At 70.5% G+C, this 20,729-nt stretch carries 17 protein-coding genes; 2 read left to right on the forward strand and 15 right to left on the reverse strand.

All coding sequences use genetic code 11. From position 1 onward, the window contains the following. Nucleotides 1-4: 4 nt before the first annotated feature. From U9J39_RS13140 to U9J39_RS13175, 8 genes are all read right to left on the reverse strand, one after another. Nucleotides 5-808, reverse strand: coding sequence for an enoyl-CoA hydratase/isomerase family protein (locus U9J39_RS13140; RefSeq protein ID WP_326347242.1), 804 nt, complete (start codon nucleotides 806-808; stop codon nucleotides 5-7). Between the two features lie 10 nt (nucleotides 809-818). Then, entirely contained in the window at nucleotides 819-1,583 is a 765-nt protein-coding gene (locus tag U9J39_RS13145) for an SDR family oxidoreductase (protein WP_115712931.1), read from the reverse strand. 1 nt (nucleotide 1,584) lies between these two features. Then, a complete protein-coding gene (locus tag U9J39_RS13150) occupies nucleotides 1,585-2,730 on the reverse strand; it encodes a thiolase family protein (RefSeq protein WP_326347243.1) in 1,146 nt (381 codons plus the stop codon). Between the two features lie 29 nt (nucleotides 2,731-2,759). Next, complete coding sequence (locus U9J39_RS13155; protein ID WP_116314634.1) at nucleotides 2,760-3,113, reverse strand: Zn-ribbon domain-containing OB-fold protein; 354 nt, start codon at nucleotides 3,111-3,113, stop codon at nucleotides 2,760-2,762. Nucleotides 3,114-3,344: 231 nt separating this feature from the next. After that, complete coding sequence (locus U9J39_RS13160) at nucleotides 3,345-4,274, reverse strand: LysR family transcriptional regulator (protein ID WP_326347244.1); 930 nt, start codon at nucleotides 4,272-4,274, stop codon at nucleotides 3,345-3,347. A 69-nt stretch (nucleotides 4,275-4,343) separates the two neighbouring features. Beyond that, the gene (locus U9J39_RS13165; RefSeq protein WP_326347245.1) at nucleotides 4,344-6,455 is read right to left on the reverse strand and encodes a xanthine dehydrogenase family protein molybdopterin-binding subunit; all 2,112 of its coding nucleotides are present in this window, start codon (nucleotides 6,453-6,455) and stop codon (nucleotides 4,344-4,346) included. Beyond that, nucleotides 6,452-7,429 (reverse strand): FAD binding domain-containing protein, encoded by a 978-nt coding sequence (locus U9J39_RS13170; RefSeq protein WP_116314631.1) that lies wholly within the window; start codon nucleotides 7,427-7,429, stop codon nucleotides 6,452-6,454. Before U9J39_RS13170 ends, U9J39_RS13165 begins: the two co-directional genes overlap by 4 nt. Continuing rightward, the gene (locus tag U9J39_RS13175) at nucleotides 7,426-7,959 is read right to left on the reverse strand and encodes a (2Fe-2S)-binding protein (RefSeq protein WP_326347246.1); all 534 of its coding nucleotides are present in this window, start codon (nucleotides 7,957-7,959) and stop codon (nucleotides 7,426-7,428) included. Before U9J39_RS13175 ends, U9J39_RS13170 begins: the two co-directional genes overlap by 4 nt. 399 nt (nucleotides 7,960-8,358) lie before the next feature. On the opposite strand from U9J39_RS13175, the gene U9J39_RS13180 reads away from it, so the two are divergent. Both U9J39_RS13180 and U9J39_RS13185 read left to right on the forward strand, forming a co-directional pair. Then, the gene (locus U9J39_RS13180) at nucleotides 8,359-9,312 is read left to right on the forward strand and encodes a helix-turn-helix transcriptional regulator (protein WP_326347247.1); all 954 of its coding nucleotides are present in this window, start codon (nucleotides 8,359-8,361) and stop codon (nucleotides 9,310-9,312) included. A 541-nt stretch (nucleotides 9,313-9,853) separates the two neighbouring features. Beyond that, on the forward strand, nucleotides 9,854-10,627 hold the full coding sequence (locus U9J39_RS13185) for an SDR family NAD(P)-dependent oxidoreductase (protein ID WP_326347248.1): 774 nt from the start codon (nucleotides 9,854-9,856) through the stop codon (nucleotides 10,625-10,627). Here U9J39_RS13185 and pdeM read toward each other — a convergent pair. The 7 genes from pdeM to pdxR all read right to left on the reverse strand — a co-directional run bounded on the left by pdeM (nucleotide 10,612) and on the right by pdxR (nucleotide 20,644). After that, nucleotides 10,612-11,319 (reverse strand): ligase-associated DNA damage response endonuclease PdeM, encoded by a 708-nt coding sequence (pdeM, locus tag U9J39_RS13190; protein WP_115712940.1) that lies wholly within the window; start codon nucleotides 11,317-11,319, stop codon nucleotides 10,612-10,614. The genes U9J39_RS13185 and pdeM overlap by 16 nt on opposite strands. Next, on the reverse strand, nucleotides 11,316-14,033 hold the full coding sequence (locus U9J39_RS13195; RefSeq protein WP_326347250.1) for a ligase-associated DNA damage response DEXH box helicase: 2,718 nt from the start codon (nucleotides 14,031-14,033) through the stop codon (nucleotides 11,316-11,318). The genes pdeM and U9J39_RS13195 overlap by 4 nt, the downstream gene beginning before the upstream one ends. After that, nucleotides 14,030-15,703, reverse strand: a complete 1,674-nt coding sequence (locus U9J39_RS13200) for an ATP-dependent DNA ligase (protein ID WP_326347252.1) — start codon at nucleotides 15,701-15,703, stop codon at nucleotides 14,030-14,032. The genes U9J39_RS13195 and U9J39_RS13200 overlap by 4 nt, the downstream gene beginning before the upstream one ends. After that, entirely contained in the window at nucleotides 15,700-16,815 is a 1,116-nt protein-coding gene (locus U9J39_RS13205) for a ligase-associated DNA damage response exonuclease (protein WP_326347254.1), read from the reverse strand. The genes U9J39_RS13200 and U9J39_RS13205 overlap by 4 nt, the downstream gene beginning before the upstream one ends. A gap of 284 nt (nucleotides 16,816-17,099) precedes the next feature. After that, nucleotides 17,100-18,545, reverse strand: a complete 1,446-nt coding sequence (locus tag U9J39_RS13210; protein ID WP_326347255.1) for an NAD(P)/FAD-dependent oxidoreductase — start codon at nucleotides 18,543-18,545, stop codon at nucleotides 17,100-17,102. A gap of 16 nt (nucleotides 18,546-18,561) precedes the next feature. Beyond that, nucleotides 18,562-18,963 (reverse strand): nuclear transport factor 2 family protein, encoded by a 402-nt coding sequence (locus tag U9J39_RS13215; RefSeq protein WP_115712944.1) that lies wholly within the window; start codon nucleotides 18,961-18,963, stop codon nucleotides 18,562-18,564. A 118-nt stretch (nucleotides 18,964-19,081) separates the two neighbouring features. After that, nucleotides 19,082-20,644 (reverse strand): MocR-like pyridoxine biosynthesis transcription factor PdxR, encoded by a 1,563-nt coding sequence (pdxR, locus tag U9J39_RS13220; protein ID WP_115712945.1) that lies wholly within the window; start codon nucleotides 20,642-20,644, stop codon nucleotides 19,082-19,084. Nucleotides 20,645-20,729 lie beyond the last annotated feature (85 nt).

The following is a 20,729-nucleotide window of genomic DNA, read 5'->3' on the forward strand; positions in this document are numbered from 1 at the left end:
ACGCTCAACGCCCGCTGAAACGGGGCTGGCGTTTCTCGGCGAAAGCCTGTCGGCCCTCGGTACGGTCGGCGGTATCGCGCAGCACGCCCCAGTAGAGCTCGGTGAGCTGCTGCGCGTCGGCTTCGCCAAGGTGGCTGGTCTGGCGCGACAGCCGCTTGACCGCCTGCACCGCCAGCGGCGCATTGGCGGCGATGCGCGCGGCGATCGCCAGCGCGCGGTCGAGCAATACGTCCGGCGCCACCGTCTCGCTGACCAGCCCGATGCGGGCCGCGTGTTCCGTATCGATCCGCTCGCCGGTCAGCACCATCTGCATTGCATGCGCCGCCGGCACGGCCTTCAGCAGCCGGTGCAGTCCCGAGACCGCCGGGATCGAGCCAACCGCCGTTTCGGGCAGGCCGAAGCTCGCCTGTGCCGATGCGATCCGCACATCGCATTGCAGCGCGAGCTCCAGACCCGCGCCGAGACAGTGGCCGTTGATCGCCGCGATCAGCGGCTTGCACAGGCCCAGGTCGGTCAGGTCCATCAGGCGAATATAGAGTCCCAGTTCGGCGGCCGGATCCGGGGCGCGGAACAGCGCCTGCGCGTAGCTGGCAGGCGATTCGCGCGTGCCTTTCAGGTCCGCGCCCGCGCAGAAGGCGCGCGTGCCGGCGCCGGTCAGCACCGCCACGCGCAGGTCGTCGCGGTCGCGCACTTCGGCCAGGTGGTCGCGCAGTTCGCGCAGGGTGGCAACGTCCAGCGCATTGAGCGCTTCGGGCCGGTCGATGGTCAGCACCGCGACCGCGCCTTCGAGATGGCGTCGTACAGTCATGGCGGACTCCTTATACGCTGGGCGACGACAGGCTGCGCCCGCCGCAGACATAGAGCACCTGCCCGGTCACATACGACGCGCGCGGGTCGAGGAAGAAGCTGACCGCATTGGCGATATCGTCGGCGGTGCCGATGCGCTGCACCGGCACCGATTTCTGCAGCCTGGCCTGCACGTCCGCCGCAAAACCGCGGAACAGCGGGGTATCGACAATGCCCGGCGCCACCGCGTTGACGGTGATGCCCTTGGCCGCGAATTCAATCGCCAGCGAACGCGTCAGGCTGACCACGCCGCCCTTGGCCGCGGCATAGTTGGCCTGCCCGAAGCCGCCCAGCCAGGCGCGCGACGAGATATTGACCACGCGGCCGTAGCCGCGCTCGACCATGCCCGGCAGCGCCGCGCGGCAGCACAGGAATTGCGAGCGCAGGTTGGTGTCGACGACCAGGTCCCAGTCTTCGTCGCTCATCTTCAGGAAGCGCATGTCGCGCACCGCGCCGGCGTTGTTGACCAGGTAGTCGACGCGGCCAGTGCGTGCCTGCACCTGCGCGAAGGCGTCGTTGACGGCGGCCGAGTCGGTCAGGTCGGCACTGGCGCCGAAGGCATCGAAGCCCTCGGCAACCAGCGCGCCGACGGCGGCATCGAGCGCGGCCGCGTCGCGGTCGAGCAGGGCCACGGCCAGGCCCTGGCGCGCCAGCTGCGTGGCGATGCCCAGGCCGATGCCGCGCGCGGCACCGGTCACCACCGCCACGTGCGCGGGATTGAAGTTTTGTGTGCGCATCTCAGACTCCCAGCAGGTGTACGGAAGAGGCGGCATGGTCCACGCCCGCGATGCCGCCGCCGGTGCATTGCGTCAGGCCGATGCGGGCCTCCGCCACCTGGCGTGCGCCGGCGCGGCCCTGCAGCTGCCACAGGATCTCGACCATTTGCGCCACGCCGGTGGCGCCGAGCGGATGGCCCTTGGCCAGCAGCCCGCCGCTGGGGTTGACCGGCACGCGCCCGCCCAGGCGCGTGGCGCCGGACCTGAGCAGGGCCACGGCCTCGCCGCGCGGCGCCAGTCCGAGGGCTTCGTAGTAGAGCAGCTCGGCGATGGTGAAGGCGTCGTGCAACTCGACCACGTCGACGTCCTGCGGCCCCAGTCCGGCCTGCACGTAAGCCTGGCGCGCGGCACGCGCGGTGATCTCGGCATCGAGGATGTCGTCGTCGGCCTCTTCGCGCATCCCCGACACCACCACCGACGACAGCACCTTCACCGGCCGCGCCTGCGCCGGGCGGTGCGTGCTTAGCACCAGCGCGGCGGCGCCATCGACCTGCGACGGGCAGCATTGCAGCAGCGTCAGCGGCTCGGCGATCATGCGCGAGGCCAGCACTTCTTCGACCGTGGTGGTGTTGCGCTGCTGCGCGTACGGGTTGAGCGACCCGTGGTGGCGGTTCTTGACCGCAACCTCGGCCAGGTCGGCCGGCCGGGCGTCGCGCTCGTACAGGAAGCGCGTGGCGCGCATCGCATAGACCGCGGGCAGCACCATGCCGGACCTGGCATAGAGCTCGGTCTTGTGGTCGTTGCGCTGCAACGGGATGGTGCCGCCGCCGAGCGCCGTGAGCTGCTCGATGCCGAACACCAGCACCGTGTCGTATTGCCCGGCCAGCAGCGCGTGCCGGGCCAGGTGCACGCCAGTGGCGCCGCTGGCGCAGGCGTTCTCGACGTTGTAGACCGGGATGCCCTTGAGCCCCAGGTCGCGCACGATGAGCTGGCCGAGGATCATGCCGCCCAGTACGTTGGCGCAATAGACCGCCTGGATGCGGCCGGCCGGCACGTCGGCGTCGGCCAGTGCCTTCAGGATGGCCTTTTGCGCCAGTTCCGGCGCCAGCACGCCAGGATGGCGGCCGAACGGCGTCATTGCGCCGCCGTGGATGTAGATGTCCTGCATGGTGCTTACCTTTTCCTTCTCTCGATCGTTCAGGCGGGGACGGCTTCGAACACATAGCCAAGCTCGGCGTCATGCCGCGGCGCGTAGCGCGCGCCGATGACCGGGCGCGCGGCGCCCAGCAGGCGACCGAAGATGCGTACCGGCCCGACGAAATCGACATAGCCGAGCGCGTACGGCGGCTGCCCGGTCTTGGGCGCGGGGTGGATCACGGTATAGCTGTAGAGCGTGCCCGTGCCGGCGATGGCGACGGCCTCATGGCCCTCGGCCAGCGGCGAGTCGGCGGGCAGCGCCGGGAAAGTCCAGGCGCCGGTGGCGCGCTCGCGCGAGGCAAGCAGATGGGGGACGGGTTCCGCGCTCCAGAGCGGATAGGGCTGGTCTGACATGGCTGTCTCCTGCGGTTGGGCCTGGTGTAATGGTTGTCGCCGGCGGGCCGCGCGACAAACGATATTTCAGGCGCTTTCGGTTGAGAAAAAGTCAAGCGAAAGGCAACGTGCAGGGGGATAGAAGGAAATGGGAGTCAGGCCCGGGAGAAGGAGAGGGCGCTTGTGGCCGCTGATCTATGCGGGTGGTGGCGCCGGCTGAGAGCGCGGTGGCACCAGCCGGCGATGGACGCCTTAGTCCACCACCCCCACCAGCCGTGACAACGACTGTTCCGCGCCGCGCGAGGCCGCCACCACGAAGTCGATGAAGCGCCGGACCCGCACCGGCATCTGGCTGCGGTGCGGGTAGTACATGTACAGCCCGACCTGGCTGCTGCTGTATCCGGGCAGGATGGCCCTGAGGCGTCCGCTGACCAGGTCGGCATGGACCATGTAGGCGGGCAGCTGGCCGATGCCGATGCCGGCGCGTACCGCCTCGACCTCGGTTTCCACGTCGTTGAAGCTGGCCACGGCCGGCAGCTCCTGGTACACCAGGTTGCCGTCCACCTGCAGTTCCCACGGCACCATGCGGCCGGTGGCAGGTCGGCGGAAGCCGGTGCACTGGTGCCGCAGCAGGTCGTCGAGCGTAGTCGGCTCGCCGTGCCGGGCCAGGTACTCCGGCGCGGCGCAGATCACCAGCGGCAGGTCGCACAGGCGCCGCGCCACCAGGTTCTGGCCGGGGCTGGTGCCGACGCGGAAGCCCACGTCGATCCTGGCTTCGACCAGGTCGGTGAAGAGATCGCTCAGTACCACGTCGAAGCCGATGCCGGGGTGCTGGTCGCGGAAGCCCTTGACCAGCGGCACCAGCACCCGGCTGCCGAGCGACGGCGGCGCGGTCAGGCGGATCAGCCCGTCGTCGTCGCCGCGGCTGGCGCGGACCTGCTCGAGCGCCTCGTCGAGCTGGCGCATGCCGGGGGCGGTCAGTTCGAACAGGCGCGCGCCTTCCTCGGTCAGGCTGAGCTTGCGCGTGGTCCGGTGCAGCAGGCGCACGCCCAGGTGGGCCTCGAGCGTGCGCACCGCCTTGCTCGCCGCCTGCGGCGTGACGCCGGCCTCGACCGCGGCACGCCGGAAGCTGCCGGCGCGCACCACGCCGAGAAAGAGGGTGAGGACCCGGGCCTTGTCCATGACTGGCAACCAGAGGTTGGGAATGCACCCATCATAGCGCCAGTCATGGCCACGCAGGCGGTCAGGCCGCTAGTGCTCCACCAGGTGCTCGATGCGGATCGGCAGCTCCCGCACACGCTTCCCGGTGGCGTGGAAGACGGCGTTGGCGATGGCCGGGGCGACCCCCACCAGCGCGATCTCACCGAGTCCCTTGACGCCCAGTTCGTTGACGTGAGGATCGACCTCGTCGACGAAATGCGCCTCCAGCCCCTGGATATCCAGGTTGACGGGCACCAGGTAGTCCGCCATGTGCGCGTTCACCGGGCGGCCGTCGCGCGGGTCCAGCGCGGTTCGCTCCATCAGCGCCATGCCGAGGCCGCCGACCATGCCGCCGGTGCACTGGCTGGCGGCCAGCCGCGGGTTGACGATGCGGCCCGCGCCATAGGCGCCAACCACCCGCCGGACCCGGATGGTGCCGACATCGGGATCGATCGCGACTTCGACGAACACCGCACCGAAGGCGTGCATGGAGAACCGGCCACGCACCGCCGCATCCGGCCCTGCGGTGGCGCTGGCCTCGATGATGCCGCTGCCATGGCTTGCCTCGCGGCGCCGGTCCAGCGCCGCGAGGCAGGCAGCGCGCACCGCCGAGCCCACCGACGCGAGCGTCATCGAGCCCCCATGCGGCGGGGTCGGCGGAAAGTCAGAGTTGCCCAGGCTGAAGCGCACGCGCTCCAGCGGCAGCATCAGCGTTTCCGCGGCGATCTGGGTGATCGAGGTATAGGTGCCGGGCCCCATGTCGCTGGCCGCGGCCTCGACTTCGGCCGTGCCGTCGGCCAGCAGGCGCACCCGCGCGCTGGCCTGGCCATGGAACACCGGGTAGCTCGCGCACGCCATGCCCCAGCCGATGCGCAGGCGGCCGTCGCGCATGGAGCCGGGCGCGAGCGTGCGGCGCGACCAGCCGAACGCATCGGCGCCGCGCTCGTAGCAGGCCAGCATGGAGCGGCTCGAGAACGGCAACTGCAGGCCCTCGTCAAGCCCGGGCTCATTACGCCGGCGCAGCTCGAGCGGATCCATCCCGAGCGCGTGCGCCAGCTCGTCCATCGCGCATTCCAGCGCAAAAATGCCGGTGGCCTCGCCCGGGCCGCGCATATACGTGGGAGTGCTGATGTCCAGCGGCACCAGCCGGTAGCGCGTGCGCACGTTGGGACAGCTATAGAGGAACGGCGTGACCGCTGTCAGCGCCTCGGCGAACTGCTCGTAGCGGCTGGTTTCGCCGCTGCCTTCATGCACGATGGCGGTCAGCCGTCCGTCGGGCGTGGACGACAGCGCCACGCGCTGTACCGTGCGCGGTCGATGCCCCGCCAGATGAAACGTCTGCCGACGCGACAGCACCAGCTTGACCGGCCTGCCCACCACGCGCGCGGCGATCGCCGCGAGCGTGACGTGGGGCCAGGTGCGCAGGCTGGTGCCGAACGCGCCGCCGATGAACGGGCAGACCACGCGGACGTTCCCGGCCGGGAGGCCCAGGATCGCCGCTATCTCGGCCTGCTCGTTGACCACGAACTGGCTCTTGCTCCAGAGCGTCAGCCGCTCGCCTTCCCAGGCGGCAATGGTGGCGTTCGGCTCGATCGGCACGTGGTTCTCGCGGGCGGCATCGTAATGCGCATCGATGCTGACGGCCGCGGCGGCAAGTGCCGCGTCGGGGTCGCCGCGTACGCGGTCCGCCGCGTGCGGCCCCGGCTCGCGTCCCGCCTCCGGCACCACGGCTTCGGCGCGCGGGTCGAGCGGGTCGCAGACCGGGGTTTGCGCGGTATAGCCGATCCGCAGCAGGGTGGCGGCATGTTCGGCCTGGTCCAGCGCCTGTGCCACGACCACGGCCACGGGCTGGCCATAGAAGCGCACGCGGTCATCCTGCAGCACGTGCAGGCGCTCGCCATGCTCCGGATCGATAAAGCCCTTGTGCGGCGCGTAAGCCAGCTTTGGCGTGTTTTGGTGGGTCAGGACCGCCAGCACGCCGGGCACGCGCTGCGCGGCTTCGGTGTCGAGTTCCGTCAGCCGCCCCAGTCCGATCGAGGCGCCGACGATGACGGCGTAGGCCTGTCCGGGCTGGTTGAAGTCGGCGGCGTACTGCGCGCTGCCGCTGACCTTGGCGCGGCCGTCGACGCGGGCGTGCGGCTGGCCGATGTGGTTGGTGTTCATTTGCATTCTCCTGCCAGTTCGAGGGCCCGTACCACCGTGCGTTGCAGCAGGGCCACCTTGTACCGGTTGCCCGGCAGCGCCGTGGCGTCGGCAATCGTGGTCAAGGCCGCCGCCTCGAAGCTCGCGCGCGTCGGCGGCTTGCCCTGCAGCGCCAGCTCGGCCGCGCGCATGCGCCATGGCCGCGTGCCAACCCCGCCGCAGGCAAGGCGGGCGGCGCGGATCACGCCGTCGCCGAGCTCGAACGCCGCCGCGGCCGATACCAGGGCAAACTCATAGGAGGCCCGGTCCCGCACCTTCAGATAGCGCGCGGTGCGCCCGCACGAGAGCGCCGGAACCCTGACCTCGACGATGAGTTCGCCCGGTGCCAGGGTGTGCTCCAGATGCGGCGTGGTGCCGGGAAGCCGGTACAGGTCTTCCACGGCGATGTGGCGCGCGCCGTCCGGGCCGCGTACCTGGACCACCGCATCCAGTGCCACCAGCGCGACCGCAAGGTCGGACGGGTGCGTGGCGCTGCAATGCGCGCTCGTGCCCAGGATGGCATGGCCTGCGTGCAGGCCGTCGACGGCCGCGCAGCCACTGCCCGGCGCGCGCTTGTTGCAGGCCGCGTCGAGCATGCGGAAGTAGGGACAGCGCACGCGCTGGAGCAGGTTGCCGCCGATGCTGGCCATGTTGCGCAATTGCGGCGAGGCGCCTTCGATCAGCGCCTCGGCGATCACCGGCTGCAGCCGCAGCACGTCCGGATGCGCGGCCACGTCGGCCATGCGGGCCAGCGCGCCGATGACCAGCTCGTCGCCTTGCGCGCGGATATGGTTCAGCGGCAGCGCGTTGATGTCCACCAGGCGCGCGGGCTGTTCCACGTGCTCGCGCATCAGGTCCACCAGCGTGGTGCCGCCGGCGATGAAGCGGGCGCCGGCAGCGGCGGCCGCCAGGGCTTCGGCTTCCGAGCCGGCCTTGTGCAGGGTGAAGGGAATCATGGCAGCTTCCTTTGCCCGAGTTCGGCGATCGCGGCGACGATGCCCGGGTACGCCCCGCACCGGCAGATGTTGCCGCTCATCCAGAAGCGCACCTCGTCGGCCGAGCCGGCATGGCCCTCGTCGAGGCAGGCAACGCCCGACATGATCTGGCCGGCGGTGCAGAACCCGCACTGGAAGCCGTCGTGCGCGATGAACGCGGCCTGCAGCGGATGCAATGCGCCGCCGGGGGCCGACAGGCCTTCGATGGTGTGGACCTGCGCCTCGTGGCACAGCGCGGCCAGGGTCAGGCAGCTGTTGATGCGGCGCCCGTTCACCAGCACCGTGCAGGCGCCGCATGCGCCCTGGTTGCATCCCTTTTTCGCGCCGGTGAGGTCCAGGCGCTCGCGCAGTACGTCAAGCAAGGATTCGCGCGGATCGATTTCTAGCTGATGCGGCGTGCCGTTGATCGTCATGCGCAGCGGCATGCGGGGCGAGCCGCCGGCATCGCCGGGCTGTTGCTGGCTGCCGTTGGTACGAACAGGACTTGACATGGTTGACATTCCTCTTTGCTGGGCCCAATGGACTTGAGCGGTGGGGACGGACGCTCTGCAGGCTTGCACCCGTTCGTTGAATCCGCTGCGGCAACGACCGGGGCGACGCATTCTGCAAGTTGCAGCAGGGTGAGCGTGTTCGGCCGTCGCGATTACGGGAGGGTGCATGGCGACTTCGGACTGGCGGGCAGTCGTCGCAACGCTACCGCCACAGGCGGTCATCGAAATAGAACGACGTTGCGCTGCGGTGGACGATTCTTGCGTCTTCGACCGCGGCACGCGCCGGGCGTGTGCAGGCCGGTTTACTTCGCCCCGATAACTTCATATGCTTCCATGCGCAGCGGGGACTTGGCCCTGGCCCCGACGCTACCGACCTGGGCCTTGCGAGGTTGAGTGCCTATGCGAGCGTCGACCAGACATGGCGTTATCGATGCGGAGTTGCCGGTTAGTCCCGATGTCAGCAGCCGCGGACGGCCGTGGGCGGGCATCACCGTACAGGTCCACCACTGGCGCTCGGGCGGGGCGGTGTCGTCGCCGGAGCTGGACCACGACATGCTGGCGATGCGGCTGGCCGGACATGCCTCGCTGGAGCAGCGGCGCCTGGGCCAGGTCCATCGCAGCATCGTCTTTCCCGGCAATCTCAGCCTGCATCCGCGGCAAGTCGAGTCCAGCTGGAGCTGGGACCGGCCCGGCTCCATCGTCATTGCCCGGGTCCCGCCAACGCTGCTGGACGAAGCCGCCGATGCCACCATGCGCCTGCCACGCGGGACACAGCAGCTGCGCAATTGCTTCGGCGTGCGCGACGGCTTTGCCGAAACCCTGATCTTCACGCTCGCGCGAGAACTCCAGCTCACCGCGCATCCGGCGCAGCTGCTGATTGCCGAGTCCCTGTCCTGCGCGCTGTCCGCCCATCTGGTGCATCGCTTCAATGTCGGCAACCCGGGGGCCTCGCCGACGCCCGGCGGCTTGCATCCTCATGCGCTGAGCAGGGTCCTGGACTATATCCATGGCACCCCGGAGGTGGTGACGCTGCAGGCGCTGGCAGATCTCGCCAATGTCAGCCGCTTTCATTTCGCGCGCGTGTTCAAGCGCAGCATGGGTGAAACGCCGATGGCGTATGTCGAGCGCGTGCGCTTGTTGCGCGCGCGCGAGATGATCCGCTCTGGCGACTATCCGCTGGCGCTGGTGGCCACGCTGGTGGGGTTCTCCGACCAGTCACATCTGGGGCGGCGCTTCAAGCGGCATTTCGGCTGCACTCCCGGCGAACTGCTCAGGTACGGCACCACGCCAGGCGCGGAGGCGTCGCCACAGCTGCAAGTGCCGCAGCCCGCCATGTCATGCGGTTGTAATTAAGACCCTGGCTTTCCTTGTAATCCGTGGATTCGTGGCGCACGCAGCGTGTACTGGCACCTGCAACGGTCGCTGGTGCGCCGCCCGATGCACCGGGAACGCAAGGCACGAATGTTGCGGGAGTTCCTGACAGCGATGGGTATATCGCTGGCCCGAGAGTCATGTGACCGGGTCGACCATCCACCCGCCACAAGGCGTCGGTAGAGGCCGCGTCGGGACCTTTGGGACAAGGAGAGCTGTCATGAATATCGTCTGGCTTGTTGGAGCCGTGGTCATCATTCTCGCGGTACTCAGCTTCTTCGGCTTGCGCTAGACCACATCGCGTAGCGTGCCGTGCCGCGCCGCCGGCGCATCGCCGCGGCATGCGCGTACCGCGGGCATCGCATGATGCCCTTGCTGCAGTGCGGCGTGGCGGCGCCACGCCCGCTTCCCTGATTTCCCCTTCCGCTGGGTCAATTTCATCTGTTCCGACGACGAGTTTTTGCGCCTGTCTTGCCAACAATGTCCGGCCAAGACAGCGACAAAACCATCCGAGGAGACAGACATGAGCACGCATCCGTTCGACCTGACCGGCAAGGTGGCACTGGTGACCGGCGGTAACGGCGGCATTGGCCTGGGCATTGCCGAGGGGCTGGCCGTGGCCGGCGCCGATATCGCGATCTGGGGCACCAACGCGGACAAGAATGCCGCCGCCGCGGACCGGCTGGGCCGGCACGGGCGCAAGGTGCATACGGAGCTTTGCGACGTGGGCGAAGAGCAGGCGGTCGACGCCGCAATGATGCGCACGGTGGCGGCGCTGGGACGCATCGACGGCTGCTTTGCCAACGCCGGCGTGGGCAGCGGCAGCAAGGCACCGTTCGACCAGATCGCCACCGAGGCCTGGCGCCGGACCCTGCGCGTCAACCTGGACGGCGCCTTCTTCACGCTGCGCGCGGCGGTGCGGCAGATGCTGGCGCAGGGCGACGGCGGCGTGCTGTGCAGCACGGCCTCGGTCGCCGCCATCGAAGGCGCGCCGCGCGCCGAGCACTACGCCGCCACCAAGGGCGGCGTGATCTCGATGATGCGGGGGCTCGCGGTCGAGTATGCGCGCAAGGGCATCCGCGCCCATTCGATCCTGCCGGGCTGGATCAAGACCGAGATGACGAGCGCGGCGCAGGGCAACGATGCCTTCCAGGAGATGGTGCACAAGCGCGTGCCGATGCGCCGCTGGGGCGAGGGCAGCGACTTCGCCGGCATCGCGGTCTACCTGATGAGCCCGGCCTCGGCCTACCACACCGGCGATACCTTCGTCATCGACGGCGGCTATACGTTGTTCTGACGCCCCGGGCCCACTGGCCAGACCCTGCCGCCGCCGACCACATAGGCGCGCTCGTCGGCCTGCGGCCGCACCGTGGCATGGCCGGTGAAGGCGCCGAACGCAGGCAGGATGGCGCCGCGCGGCCCGAACAGGAAGCAGGGCAGGCGCAGGCTGTCGGCGCCGCTGCCGCGCAGCCGGCAGGCCGGGTGCAGATGGCCCGCCAGCACATAGCCCAGCGGCGACGTGCCGGGCATATGGCAGAGCGCGAACGGGCCCGCCACCGCGGGCTCGGACACCACGGCAATGCCGAGCGACGCGGGCGGGTCGCCGGCGCGCGCGTCGTGGTTGCCGCGCACCAGCGTGCAGCGCAACGGCGCCGGCAGGTCCTGGCGCCAGTCGTATAACGCCTGCAGCACCGCTGGCGTGCGCGAGGCGCGCGCGTGCAGGAAGTCGCCGAGGAATACCAGTTCATCGACCGGCAGTTGTCGCACCAGCCGGGTCAGCACTGACAGGTTGTCGCCGGTGGTGCCGTGCGGTACCGGTTGCCCGAGCGCGCGGAACGCCGCGGCCTTGCCGAAGTGGACGTCGGCCACCATCAGCATGTCGGCCGCCGGCCACCACAGCGCATGTTCGGGCAGCAGCCAAAGCGTTTCGCCGGCGGCCTCCACCGCCATCGCGCCGCCCTGCTGCAAGGTGCGGGCGTCGGGCGTCATAGCAGCGGCAACGGCTTCGACGGCTTGCGTGGCCGGCGCGCCCGGCGCGGTGTTCTGGCGGACGGGCCGGCATGGTCGGCCATGCCGAAGCGCGCGGCCTCGGCAACGGCATCGGCCGTCGCTTCGGCCGGCATGCCCGCGGCTTCGCCGGGCTCGGGTCCGGCCGCCAGTTCCAGGTCGGCCAGCATCCGGGCGATGCGGTCGGCGAGCTTCTCGGTGCTGAGCTTCTCGCGCAGGAACTCCACCACCAGCGGGAACGACAGCGGCGTGGGCCGCTTCAGCGCGTGCAGGTCCAGCTTCAGCGCCGCCAGCCGCTCCAGCGTTGCGGCGAGCCGATGCGCGTCCAGCTCCTGCATCAGCACTTCGCGTTCGGCCTGGCCCAGCAGCAGGTTGCCGGGGTCGTGCTTGCGGAAGACCTCGTAGAACAGGCTGGACGACGCCTGCAGCTGGCGCGCGCTCTTGGGCGCGCCGGGGTAGCCCTGGAAGATCAGCCCGGCAATGCGCGCGATCTCGCGGAAACGCCGCAACGACAGTTCGCCCGCGTTGAGGCTGCCCAGCACGTCGGCGGCCAGGTCGCGCCGCCGCTCGTCGGCCAATACCTGCGGCAGCCAGCGGGCCCAGTCCACCGGCGCCGACGCCAGCAGTTCCAGCCCGTAATCGTTGACGGCCACCGAGAACGTGGCCGGCACCTGTTGCCCCAGCCGCCATGCCAGCAGGCTGCCCAGGCCAAGGTGGACCGAGCGGCCGGCAAACGGATAGAGGAACAGGTGCCAGCCCTCGCGCGAATGCAGCGATTCGGCCAGCAGGGTGTGGCGCGTGGGCAGGGCCGACCATTGCGCCTGCAGGTCCACCAGCGGCTGGATCAGCGGCAGCTCGGGGGTGTCGCGCGGATCCAGCCGGCCCGCCGCGGCAGCGGCGAGCGTGTCGATCACGGCCTCGGCCAGCTCGGTCGACATCGGCATCTTGCCGCCGTTCCAGCGCGGCACCACCGGGCGTCGGCCGCTCGCACGGCGCACGAAGGCGGTCATCTCCTGCACCCGCACCAGTTCCAGCAGCCGGCCCCCGAACAGGAAGCAGTCGCCGGGCGCGAGCCGGGCGATAAAGCCTTCTTCCACCGACCCCAGCGAGGCGCCGCCGCTGCCCGCGCGGCTCCAGTAGCGCACCTGCATGGTGGCATCGCTGACGATGGTGCCCACGCTCATGCGGTGGCGCCGCGCCAGCCCCACGTCCGGCACGCGCCAGACGCCTTCGTCGTCGGGCACCGCGCGGCGGAAATCCGGGTACGCCGTCAGCGTGGCGCCACCCTGGCGCACGAAGTCCAGGCACCACTGCCATTCCTCGCCGGTCAGGCCGTGGTAGGCCCAGGCGGAGCGCACCTCGGCCAGCAATGCTTCGGGCCGGAAGCCGCCGCCCAGCGCCACCGTGACCAGGTGCTGCACCAGCACGTCGAGCGGTTTGTCGGGCGACTCGCGCGCCTCGATCCGGCCGGCCTGCACCGCATGCCGCGCGGCCACGGCCTCGACCAGTTCCAGGCTGTGCGTGGGAACCACCGTCACGCGCGAGGCGCGGCCCGGCGCATGGCCGGAGCGCCCGGCGCGCTGCAGCAGGCGCGCCACCCCTTTGGGCGATCCGACCTGCAGCACGCGCTCCACCGGCAGGAAGTCGACACCAAGGTCCAGGCTGGAGGTGCACACCACCGCGCGCAGCGCGCCGTTCTTCAGGTTCAGCTCGACCCATTCGCGCACCGCGCGGTCGAGCGAGCCGTGGTGCAGGGCAATCTCGCCCGCCCAGTCCGGGCGCGCGTCGAGCAGCGCCTGGTACCACAGCTCGGCCTGCGAGCGCGTATTGAGGAACACCAGCGTGGTGCCGCCGTGCGCCAGTTCTTCGACCACGTGCGGCAGCATCGACAGGCCCAGGTGGCCGGCAAACGGGAAGCGGCTGGCGTTGTCGGGCAGCAGGGTATCGATCACCAGGGCCTTCGGCGTATGGCCGTGCACCAGCACGCGCCGCTCGCCGGGCACGCCGCTCAGCAGCACGTCGGCCGCGTGCGGCAGATTGCCGAGCGTGGCCGACAGCCCCCACACCATCAGCGCGGGCTGCCATTGCCGCAGCCGCGCCAGCGCCAGCTGCACCTGCACGCCGCGCTTGTTGCCGAGCAGCTCGTGCCATTCGTCGACCACCACCATGCGCACGCGCCGCAGGGTGTCGTGCGCGTCGGCACGGGTCAGCATCAGCGTCAGGCTTTCGGGCGTGGTCACCAGTGCGGTCGGCAAGCGCCGCTGCTGCGCCGCGCGCTCGGCACTGCCGGTGTCGCCGGTGCGCAGCGCGACGGTCCAGTCGAGGTCCAGCTCGGCCAGCGGCGCCTGCAGCGCGCGCGTGGTGTCCGCCGCCAGCGCGCGCATCGGCGTCAGCCACAGCACGGTCAGCGGCGGCGCGGGCTTGCCGTGCGACGGGGCCGCGCGCGGCGTGGCGAACGCCATCAGCGCGCCGAGCCACGCCGCATAGGTCTTGCCGGTGCCGGTGGTGGCATGCAGCAGCCCGCTCTGGCCGCGCGCGATCGCGGTCCAGACTTCGCGCTGGAAGGCGAAGGGCTGCCAGCCGCGCGCGTCGAACAGCGCCTGCATGCCCTGGGCCACGGTCAACGCAGGCGGGTCGGGCAGGGCCGGGTCGACCGCCGCCGTCGCTTGCCGGCTTGCGCCACGGGGCGGGTTCATGCCGCATCCTCGCGCGGCGTGCCGGTGGCCGGCAGCATCGCTTCGAGCGTGGCCAGCGTGTCGGCCTCTTCGATCGGCTTGTCGGTGCGCCAGCGCAGCATGCGCGGAAAGCGCACCGCGATGCCGCTCTTGTGGCGGCCGCTGCGGGCAATGCCTTCGAAGCCGAGCTCGAACACCTGGGTCGGCTCCACGCTGCGCACCGGGCCGAACTTCTCGACCGTGGTGCGGCGCACGATGGCGTCGACCGCGCGCATCTCGGCGTCGGTCAGCCCGGAATAGGCCTTGGCGAACGGCACCAGCGCCCGCCCCGGCGTTCCGGGCGGGCCGTTCCAGACGGCGAAGGTGAAGTCGGTATAGAGGCTGGCGCGGCGGCCGTGGCCGCGCTGCGCGTAGACCAGCACGGCATCGACCGAGTACGGGTCGATCTTCCACTTCCACCAGACCCCCACATCCTTGGTGCGGCCCGCGCCATAGGCCGCGCCGGCGGCCTTCAGCATGAAGCCCTCCACGCCCAGCTCGCGCGATGCGTCGCGCAGGCGGGCATAGTGTTCCCAGCTGTCGGCGTCCACCAGCGGACTCAGTTCCAGTGCGGGGTGGACGTGCGCGGCGACCACCTGTTCCAGCCGCGCGCGGCGCTCGGCCTGCGGGCGGCTACGCCAGTCCTCGCCCTGCCACTCGAGCAGGTCGTACGCCATCAGGATGGCGGGCGCTTCGCGCAGCAGCCTGGCGCTCAGCGTCTTGCGGCCGATGCGCTGCTGCAGCAACGCGAACGGCTGCACGCGCCCCTGCTGCCAGATCACGATCTCGCCATCGAGCACGGTGCCGTTTGGCAACGTCGCGGCGGCCTGCTGCAGTTCCGGGAAGCGCTCGGTGATCAGTTCCTCGCCGCGCGACCACAGCCAGGTCTGGCCGCCGCGCCGCACCAGCTGGGCGCGGATGCCGTCCCACTTCCATTCCACCAGCCACGCGCCGGGCGCGCCCAGCACGGTGTCGAACTGCTCGGCCGGGGCCTGCAGCGGATGGGCCAGGAAGAACGGATACGGCTGGCCGCCGGCGCGCAGGGCGCGGTCGTCTTCGTCCTCGGGCGCCAGCAGGGCCAGCAAGCGCGCCGCGTCGGGGCGCGCCGAGAGATCGGTGTAGCCGACCATGCGCTCGGCCACGCGCTTGGGGTCGATGCCGGCCACCTCGCCCAGCGCGCGCGTGACCAGCAGGCGCGACACCCCCACGCGGAACGCGCCGGTGATCAGCTTGAACAGCACCAGCCGGCCATGCGCATCGAGCGGGCGCCACAGCGCATCGAGTCGCGGCAGCAACGCTTCCGGCGGCAGCCCGCGCAGCGGCAGCAGCCGCTGCTCGACCCATTCCGCCAGGCCGGCGTGGTCGGCATCGCGCGGCTCCGGCAACAGCAGCGCGATGGTCTCGGCAAGATCGCCGACCGCCTGGTAGCTTTCCTCGAACAGCCAGTCGGGCAGGTCGGCGGCCTGCCGTGCGAGGTCGCGCAGCAGCGATACCGGCACGATCTGGCGCGGCTTGCCGCCCGCCAGGAAATAGACGGCCCAGGCGGCATCCTCGGGCGGCGCGACGCGCAGGTATTCGACCAGCGCGGCCAGCCGGGCCTTGGTCGACGTGGTGCCGTCCAGCGCGGCGTAGAGGTCGGCAAAGGCCTTCATGGCGCGGCCTTTTCGTGGCCCGCTTCCTGGCCCGCTTCGGCGGACACCGCCGGGTCCGGGCGCGCGGCTTCATCGTCGTCGCCGTACTCGGTGTCGAAGGCCTGCGCCTGCCAGCCGCGCTCGCCGAGGTAGCGCACCATCACCGGCACGTTGCCGTGGGTCACGATGATGCGGGCCGCGCCGGTGGCGCTGATCGCCTGCAGCAGTCCGGGCCAGTCGGCATGGTCCGACAGCGCAAAGCCGCGATCGACGCCGCGCCGCCGGCGCGTGCCGCGCAGCTGCATCCAGCCGCTGGCGAACGCGTCGGAGGCATCGCCGAAACGCCGCAGCCAGGGCGAGCGCTGCGCCGATGGCGGCGCCACCACCAGCGCCTGGCGCAGCAGCGGGCTGCGCGCGGGCAGTTCGGAGACCAGTGCCGTGGGCGGCAGCGCGACGCCAGCCTCGGCATAGGCGGCGTTGAGCTGCGTCAGCGCGCCATGCACGATCACCGGGCCGGGCATGCCATCGCCGCCGGCATGCCGCAGCAGGCCATGCAGGATGCGCTGCGCCTTGCCGAAGGTATAGGCGTAGACGACGCTGGCGCGCCCGGCACGGGCATTGGCCTGCCACCAGTCGAAGATTTCGGCCATCAGCGTCGCCTGCGGCGGCCAGCGGTAGATCGGCAGGCCGAACGTGCTTTCGGTGATGAAGGTGTCGCAGGGCACCGGCTCGAACGGGTCGCAGGTGCCGTCGGCTTCCAGCTTGTAGTCGCCCGAGGCCACCCAGACCTGCCCGCCATGCTCCAGCCGCACCTGCGCCGAGCCCAGCACGTGCCCGGCCGGATGCAGGCTCAGCGTGACGCCGTGGTGGGTGATGCGTTCGCCGTAGCGCAGGGTATCGAGTTGGATGCCGGGGAGCCGCGCCAGCAGCACGCCGCGGCCGGGCGCCGCGCACAGGTAGTGCGCATGGCCGAAGCGCGCGTGGTCGGAGTGGGCGTGGGTAATGACGGCGCGCTCGACCGGGCGCCACGGATCGATGTAGAAGTCGCCGGGCGGGCAATAGAGGCCTTCCGGCCGGGCGACGATGAGGTCGCCGGGGCGGGCGGAATCGGGTAGCGGCCGGGTCGGGTCCAAGCGTGCCTCCTGATGCACTGCGGCCGCTGCGTGGCCGCGATGCTCCCGCGGAGGGAGACCTGGGCATCATACTGCGCAGCGCTGCCGGGTGTGGAGGCGGTGGGGGCTGGTTCGGGTGTCGGTGGGGGTCTGACAAGCGGGGTCGCGCTTGACGCATCGATTCAACGCAACGCGGCTGACGGTGTGCTCCCCTCTCCCGCGTGCGGGAGAGGGAGTACGCAATCGCGAGTTCGAAGGTCGGTGGCAGGGATGGCGTGCGCTTTCAGCCGGCAGCGCCAGACTGCTTACAGCACGTCGTCCTTCAGGTGATACCAGTGATACAGCACCCGCTGCCCCAGCCTCCGGAACGGTGCGAACATCTGCGATTCCACCATCTCGCGCACATTGGGGAACGGCAGCGGCGAGCCGAAGATGGGCAGTTCCGGCAGCGCCGACGACTTGCCGGCGATCAGCGCCGCCAGGCGCTTGCCGGCCTGGGCGGAATACATCACGCCGTTGCCGCCGTAGCCCATGGCGTAGTAGATCGACTGCGCCGGGTCGGGCTGGGTGATGCGCGGCATCATGTCATGGCTGACGTCGACCCAGCCCCACCAGGAATAGTCGATCTGGATACCCTGCAGCGCGGGGAATTTGCGGTGCATGTCGGCGATCAGCTTCTGCTTGTACTGGTCCTGCGGCGCGTCGTTGCCGGTGATGGCGCTGCGGCTGCCGATCTGCAGGCGGCCGTCGGGCATGAGCCGGTAGTAGTGGCGCAGGATGCGGGTGTCGGTGATGACCTGCGTGGTGCGGAAGTTGCACGCGGCCAGTTCATCGGCGGTGAGCGGGCGCGTGACGATGGAGTTCGACAGGATCGGGAACAGCCGGTTCTTCAGCTCGCGGTGCAGCGACTGCGAAGTATAGCCGCCGGTGGCCACGCCCACGGCGCGGGCGCGCACGATGCCGCCCGGGGTGCGCAGGTAGTGCACGCCATTGCGCGTTTCCCAGCCCGTCACCGGGCTGGACGGATGCACCTTGGCGCCGAGCGCGCGCGCGCGGCGCAGATAGCCGAAGGCGAGCTTGCCGGCATGGATGCCGATGCCCTCGGGTTCGTGCATGGCGCCCGCGGCTTCCTTGTCGTCGACGTATTCGCGCCGCACGGTGTCGGCATCGAGGATGCGCGCGTCGTAGTTGAACACCTCGCGCAGGATCTTCGCTTCCTTCTCCAGCGCGGGCATCACCTTGTCGCGGTGCGCGATATACAGGTGGCCGCCGGGCTGCGGATCGCAGTCGATGTCCTTGATCAGGCCCTTGAAGGTCTCCATGCCGTCGCAGACCTCTTGATGCAGGCGCAGCGCGGTATCGAGGCCGTAGCGCTGGATCCACTGCGAGCGCTTGAGCCGCCCCGACGCGCATTGCGCCTGGCCGCCGTTGCGCGTGCTGCAGCCCCAACTGACGCGGTTGGCCTCGAGCACGGTGGCCTTGATGCCGTATTCCTGCGCCAGGAAGATGGCGCAGGTCAGGCCGGTGAAGCCCGAGCCGATGATGGCCACGTCGACGTCGATGTCGTGCGTGATCGGGCCGTCGTCGGCGGGCGGCTCGCCCGCGGTGCCGATCCAGTAGGTGGGCGCATATTCCCGGCCATGGCCGGGCGTGGGCGTGTGCAGCGGGTCGTAGGCGGGGTCGTACGGCCGGGTCGGGGCGGTCGACTGCTCGCCGGCCAGGAGGCTGCTGCGGGGGGCTACGGCTTGCATGGCGCGTCTCCTCGCTTCAGGCTGCGGCCACCACCGGCGGGCGGTCCTTGCGGTAGGCATTCTTCACCGCGATCTTGCCGCCGCGGAAGGTGAACACGTCGACCATGCGCGCTTCGATGCGGGCGCCGTCGGCGCGGGTGCCGCGGAAGGTCGATTCGCTGACGCCGCGGTCGCCCGTGACGAAGTGGTCGCCATCGACCCATTGCGCATCGGGGAAGGTCTGCCAAGCCAGCTGGAAGCCTTCGCGCACCGCCTCGCGGCCGACAAAGCTGCGGCCGAGCAGGTCGGGGCCGGCCACGCCGTGGAAGACGCAGTCATCGGCCATGCAGTCCATCAGCGCGTCGATGTCGTGGCGGTTCCAGGCGTCGTTGAAGGCTTGCAGCAGTTCGATGCCGGCGGCGGTGTTGTCCTTGGACATGGCTTGGTCTCCGTGAGTGTTGTGTGCCGGTCCATCGGGAACCGGCCATGACTCGAGGATAGGGAAACCGGCCGCAGCGCTGTAGCGCCAGTTCGGGACTATCGCTTGGGCCAGCCGCTCAGGCGGCGGGGCGGGCCCGGGAAGTGACGGCGGCGGGGGCGCTGGCACTGCCGGCGGTGGCCTGCAGTTCACGCGCGACGCCGGCCAGCACGCGGATGCCGGGCTCGATGCGGTCCAGCGAGATCGACGAGTAGCCCAGCCGGAAGCCGTTGCGCGGCGCGGGCTCGGCCATGAAGAAGACGCTGCCGGGCTCGATCAGCACGCCCTGCAGCTCTGCCAGCCGTGCCAGCGCATCGGCGTCGAGCCAGGACGGCCCCTCGATCCAGCACGACGCGCCGCCGGCGATCGGCACCGCGCGGAAGTCGGGCATATGCGTGGCCAGCGCCGCCAGCACCGCTTCGGCGCGCTCCCGGTGCGCGGCGGCCAGCCGGCGCAGGTGCGCGTCATAGTGGCCGAGCGACAGGAACAGCGAGAACGCGCGCTGGATATACGCCGACGGGTGCCGCAGCATCAGCCGGCGCGCGCCGCGCAGTTCCGCGATCAGCGCGGCCGGGCCGACGATGTAGCCGATGCGCAGGCCCGGCGCCAGGCTCTTGGACAGGCTGCCGACGTAGATCACGCGGTTGCTGCGGTCCAGGCTCTTGAGCGTGGGCGTGGGATCGCCCTCGAAGCGGCTCTCGGCCTCGTAGTCGTCCTCGATCAGCACGAAGTCCGCTTCCTCGGCCTGGCGCAGCAGCGCCTGGCGCCGCGCCAGTGGCATGGTGACGGTGGTCGGGCACTGGTGGCCGGGGGTCACGTAGACGTAGTCGCAGGCGCGCTGCGCGTCGGATAACGTCAGGCCGTGGTCATCGACCGGCAGCGGCACCAGGCTCGACGTGTGCGAGCCGAAGATATTGCGGGCGTCGGGATAGCCGGGGTCTTCGATGCCGACCGGGGTGTCGGGGCTGACCAGCAGGTCGGCCAGCAGGTACAGCGCCTGCTGCGCGCCCACGGTGATCACGATCTCGTCGGTGCCGGCCCAGACCCCGCGGCGCGGCAGCACGCGGGTGCGGATCTGCTGCACCAGCGACTCGTCGTCGCGCAGGATCATGTCCTGGGCCCAGTCGTGGATGTCGAGCACGCTCAGCGCCTTCAGGCAGCATTCGCGCCAGTCCGCGGTGGGGAACAGCGCCGGGTCGTACTGGCCGTAGATAAAGGGGTAGGGATAGTCGCGCCAGTTGGCGCGCTTGACGATATTGCGCTGCTGCGTGGGACGGAACACGAAGCGCCGTTCCCAGTCGGGCTCGCCCGCGCGCGCCGGCACCGGTTCGCCGCGCAGCGAGGCGACGCCGCTGACGCGGGTGCCCAGGATTTCCGGGTTGACGAAGTAGCCGCTGCGCTCGCGCGCGACCAGGTAGCCCTCGTCGACCAGCTGCTGGTAGGCCAGCACCACCGTATTGCGCGCCACCCGCAGCTGCGCCGAAAGCTCGCGGCTGCTGGGCAGCGGCTCGCCTTGCGGCAGCTGCTCGTCAAGGATCGCCGAGACCAGCATCTGGCGGATCTTGCCCTGCAGGCTCAGGCCCGAATGCACATGCTGCTGGAACAGCTGCGACCAGAGGGTGGTGGGAGACTTCAGGCTCATGGGGCAGGGGGCGTTTGCCGAATGACGAAGCGCGCCAGCATACCGCACCGGCGCGCCACGTCAGTCATGGTTAAGTTGCTTCGGG

The sequence above is a fragment of the Cupriavidus sp. SS-3 genome (genome assembly GCF_035818815.1).
Classification (GTDB): Bacteria; Pseudomonadota; Gammaproteobacteria; order Burkholderiales; family Burkholderiaceae; genus Cupriavidus; species Cupriavidus taiwanensis_C.